At 60.6% G+C, this 4,490-nt stretch carries 3 protein-coding genes and 1 rRNA gene; 2 read left to right on the forward strand and 2 right to left on the reverse strand.

Annotation, left to right across the window (positions count from 1 at the left end):
• Positions 1-4: 4 nt before the first annotated feature.
• Both rrf and GJ695_RS29185 read left to right on the forward strand, forming a co-directional pair.
• Positions 5-117: ribosomal RNA gene (rrf, locus tag GJ695_RS29180) — 5S ribosomal RNA — on the forward strand.
• A 100-nt stretch (positions 118-217) separates the two neighbouring features.
• Positions 218-1,600, forward strand: coding sequence for a DUF4214 domain-containing protein (locus tag GJ695_RS29185; RefSeq protein ID WP_154370586.1), 1,383 nt, complete (start codon positions 218-220; stop codon positions 1,598-1,600).
• A gap of 3 nt (positions 1,601-1,603) precedes the next feature.
• Here GJ695_RS29185 and GJ695_RS29190 read toward each other — a convergent pair whose 3' ends face one another.
• On the reverse strand, positions 1,604-2,815 hold the full coding sequence (locus tag GJ695_RS29190; RefSeq protein WP_154370587.1) for a sensor histidine kinase: 1,212 nt from the start codon (positions 2,813-2,815) through the stop codon (positions 1,604-1,606).
• Positions 2,816-2,860: 45 nt separating this feature from the next.
• Positions 2,861-4,225: a sodium-dependent transporter gene (locus GJ695_RS29195; protein WP_154370588.1), complete on the reverse strand. Its 1,365-nt coding sequence runs from the start codon at positions 4,223-4,225 to the stop codon at positions 2,861-2,863.
• Positions 4,226-4,490: the final 265 nt, after the last annotated feature.

Here is a 4,490-nt window from a genome sequence, read left to right on the forward strand (position 1 = left end):
AAAGCTTGATGACCATAGTAAGTCGGTCCCACCCCTTCCCATCCCGAACAGGACCGTGAAACGACTCTACGCCGATGATAGTGCTGCAACCAGTGTGAAAGTAGGTTATCGTCAAGCTAGTTATTAGGAAAAACCCGCTCAGTGATCTGAGCGGGTTTTTTTATTTCCATTAAGTTATAAAAAAGGTATTATTGGTTTCTCTCTAATTTGAGGAAGCATGATGAAAACCTGGATTCCGTTGGCCTCCCTGGCCCTGCTGCTGGCTGCATGCGGCGGGTCCGACACCACTTCCACCGCACCACAAGCCAAGACCATGGGCCTGCGCGCCGCGCAAGGCGCCCCGCATGCGCTGGCCGACTATACGCCGGTGATCCAGCGCCTCTACCTCGGCTTCTTTGGCCGTCCTGCCGATGTGGACGGACTGGCGTTCTGGCAGCAGCAGTTCAGCAACGCCAATTTGCCGCTCACCACGGTCGAACTCAGCCAGAACTACATCACCAATACCGCGATTCGCGGCATTGTCGATGCATTTGCCAACAGCCAGGAATCGCAGGATCTGATCGGCGGCAGCAATGCTGCTTTCGTCAACGCGGTCTACCTGAATATCTTTAATCGCAATGCCGAGGCCAGTGGCCTGGACTTCTGGGGCGGGCTTATCAACAGCAAGGCGGCGACGCGCGCGCAAGTACTGCTGGCGATTGCCGGCGCCGCCCAAGGCACGGATGCCGCCGTGGCGGCCAATAAACTGGACGCGGCGACCTACTTCACCGCTGCGCTGGATCAGCCGCAGAAGGCGGCGGCCTATAGCGGCGCCAATGTCATCCTGAGTGTGCGCGCGCTGATGGCCGTGGTCGGCGTCGATACCGACATGACCGCCTTCAAGCGCCAGATCGACGACTTCATTGTTTCGCTGACCGGGTCGTCCCAGCAGGAATCGATCAAGCGCTATGCCGGCTATTACTACCTGCAGGACATGGTCAACACGCCTGCCTATTCGGCGTATTACAGCTATGCGAGTGGCGGCGTGGCGCCGCCTGCTACCAGCGGCAAGCTGATTTACGGCATGGGGGTGCCGAAGGTCGGGAGCTGGTCGCGTGACCTGACCACGCGCGCGATTGTCTATACGGCGCCGGTGGTCGCCAGCGTCGGTCTGCCGGCAGCAGCGCTTTTGCCGGAAGTAACGATGCTGTGCACCTCGGTGGCGACGCCGAATGGCGCCACCAGCAAATCCACTGATCTGCTGGTGGCAATTTCAGCGGTCCAGTTGACGGACGCCACGCAACTGGCGGGCCAGACGCTGAGTGTGTACCGTGAAAATTGTGCAACCGGCGGCAGCAATATCAACAGCTTCAGTTTTGATGCCAACGGCAATGGCAGTTTCCCGAGCGGCGCCGGCCTGTTGAGCTTCAATGCCGCGGCCGTGACCAGCATTCTCAACGGCCAGCAACTGCCAGACCTGTCGACCGGCAAATGGCTGACCTTTACTGCGTATCGCTACACGCGCCCGGACAGCAGCACTGGCTATCTCGTGGTGCAGCACATGGGCAATAGCAAGACGGGCGTGACAGACGGCGTGCTGGCGACCTGGACGCAGGAGTAAGGACTACCTGAGCGGCGCCGACATCGGCAAGGTCAGCGTGAAGCGGGTGCCGCCGCCCACTTCACTGCTGACGTCGATGCGCCCGCCGAGGATCTCGGTGACGATGTTGTGCACGATGTTCAGGCCCAGTCCCGAGCCGCCGACGCCCATCTTGGTCGTGAAGAAGGGATCGAAAATGCGCGGCACGTCTTCACGCGCGATGCCGGCGCCGTGGTCTTCCACGCTGAGCGTCACCCAGCCTTGCGCCGACAACTGCGCGCTGACCGCGATCAGGCCCTCGCTGCGCCCTTCGTAGCCGTGCAGGATGGCGTTGTTGATCAGGTTGGTCACGACCTGGCCCAGCGGCCCCGGATAGCTCTCCATCATCAGGTCCGCCGGCACATGCTGCTCGATCACGAACGGCGTGCGCTTGATGGTCGGCTGCAGCGTCAGCAGGTTGCCGGCGATGACTTCGGCCAGCAGAAAGCTGCGCCGCTGCGAGCTGGTCTGGTCGACCGCGACCTGCTTGAAGTTGGTGACGATGTCGGCCGCGCGATGCAGGTTGCGGCTGAGAATGTCGACCGACAGCCGCGCGTTCTCGATATAGTGCTCGAACTCCTTGCGCGTGACGCCGCCTTCGCTGGTCATGTGGCGGTGGATCTCGTCGGTCTGCATCTCGAAGGTGGTGGAGGCCATCAGGCTGTTGCCGATCGGCGTGTTCAGCTCGTGCGCGATGCCGGCCACCAGCGCGCCCAGGCCGGCCAGCTTCTCGTTGCGCACCAGCTCCTCGCGCGCCTTGGCCAGCGTGGCGATCATGTCCTGCAGTTCGCGGTTGGCGCGGCGCAGCGCCAGGTGGGTGTTGATGCGCGCCAGCACTTCCTCGATCTGGAACGGCTTGGTGATGTAGTCGACGCCGCCGGCATCGAAGCCGGTGACTTTCTGTTTGGGATCGGTGAGGCCGGTCATGAAGATGACCGGTATGTCCTTGGTCTTCTTGCCGGCCTTGAGGCGGCGGCAGGCTTCGAAGCCGTCGATGTCGGGCATGACGACGTCGAGCAGGATCAGGTCGGGATCGGCGAACTCGGCGCGCATCAGCCCTTCGGCCGCCGTTTGCGCCAGCACGATCAGGAAGCCGTGCCGTTCCAGCCGGTCCAGCAGCGCGGCCAGATAGGACGGCGAATCGTCGACGATGAGTATCGTCGGCATCGGCACAACGGGGACCTCGCTCTGGTTCATCGCGCACCCTGAATCGTTCACGGTGCGGTCAGTATATCGCAGCGTTCAGAACAGGCCGAGGCCTTTCAGCATCACCACCAGGATCAGCAACGGCGACACATAGCGCAGCAGGAAAAACACCACGCCCGTCACAGTGGCGTTGTGCAGCGAGCCCTGGTTGGACAGCGCGCGCTGGAAGTTGTCGCGCCCCCACACCCAGCCGACAAACAAGGCTAGCAAAATGCCACCCAGCGGCAGCAGCACGTTGGACGAGGCGAAGTCGAACAGGTCGAACATGTTCTTGCCGAACAGCTTGACATCGGCCAGCACGCTGTTGGTCAGCGCGCAGCTGGAACCGAGCACCACCAGGATGGCGATGGTCAGCACGGTGGCCTTGGTGCGGCTCATGCCGAAGCGTTCGTGCAGCGTCACCACCGGCACTTCCATCATCGACAGCATGGCGCCGGTGGCGGCCACCGAGGCCAGCACGAAGAAGGCGATCATCAGCAGATGGCCGCCAGGGATCTGTGCGAACACGGCGGGAATCGTGATGAACACCAGCGACGGGCCGGCCGACGGCGCGAAGCCGAAACTGAACACCGCAGGGAAGATGGCGATACCGGCCAGCATGGAGACAAACAGGTCGGCCAGCATCACGCGCACCGTGGTGGCGGGAATGTTCTGGTCGTCGCGGAAGTAGGAGCCGTAAGTCATCATGGTGCCCATGCCCAGCGACAGCTTGAAGAAGGCCAGGCCCATCGCGGTCAGGATCACGCCTGCCGTGATCTTGCTGAAATCGGGCTTGAACAAAAAGGCCAGGCCTTCCGCCACCTTGGGCAGCGTCAGGCTGACCGCGCACAGCAGCAGCAACAGCAGGAACAGTACCGGCATCAGCTTCTTGGTGATGCCTTCAATGCCTTTGGTCACGCCCATCAGCAAAATCCCGCCGATGAACACCAGCACCGCCCACTGCCACAGCAGCGATTGCAGCGGATCGCTGATCAGCGCACCGAAGGCGCTCTCGGTCACATGCGGATCGCTGCTGAGGATGCTGCCGCCGATCGCTTTGAACACATAGGCAAACACCCACGCCACCACTTCCGAATAGAAGGACAGGATCAGGAACGCCGCCAGCATGCCGGACGCGCCGATCAGCCACCAGGGCAGGCTGTTTTTCGGCGCCAGGCGCTGCAGCGTGGTGATGGGATTGGCCTTGGCGGCGCGGCCCATGGTGATTTCCGCAATCATGACCGGCAAGCCGATCAATAAAGTGGCGAGCAGATAAATCAGCAGAAAGCCGGCGCCGCCGTTGGCGCCGGTGAGGGAAGGGAACTTCCAGATATTGCCCAGACCTACCGCAGAGCCTAGCGTTGCGGCCAATACGCCGAAGCTGGAACTGAAGCCGCCGCGTTTCATCATCTTATTATTCATAGCATTTTGCCGAGGTTTTTTGAGGACGCGATTGTAGCAGTTGAAAAAAGAGGGTTGACGGAATGAATGCCGTACAGCATAATCTCATCTCTTCGCTGACGGACACAACGATTCGCAGCAAGCAGTAACACAGAATCTGATCTTTAAAAATTTACAGTCGATAAATGTGGGCGTTTGATGCAAGTGCACGCGGTACTTCGGTGCCGCGAAACTAAAAGCATTAAATGCTCCACAAGAAGTACTAAGAGTAATACTGTTAGTGTTT

The sequence above is a fragment of the Duganella alba genome, assembly GCF_009674495.1.
In the GTDB taxonomy this organism is placed as follows: domain Bacteria; phylum Pseudomonadota; class Gammaproteobacteria; order Burkholderiales; family Burkholderiaceae_D; genus Rugamonas; species Rugamonas alba.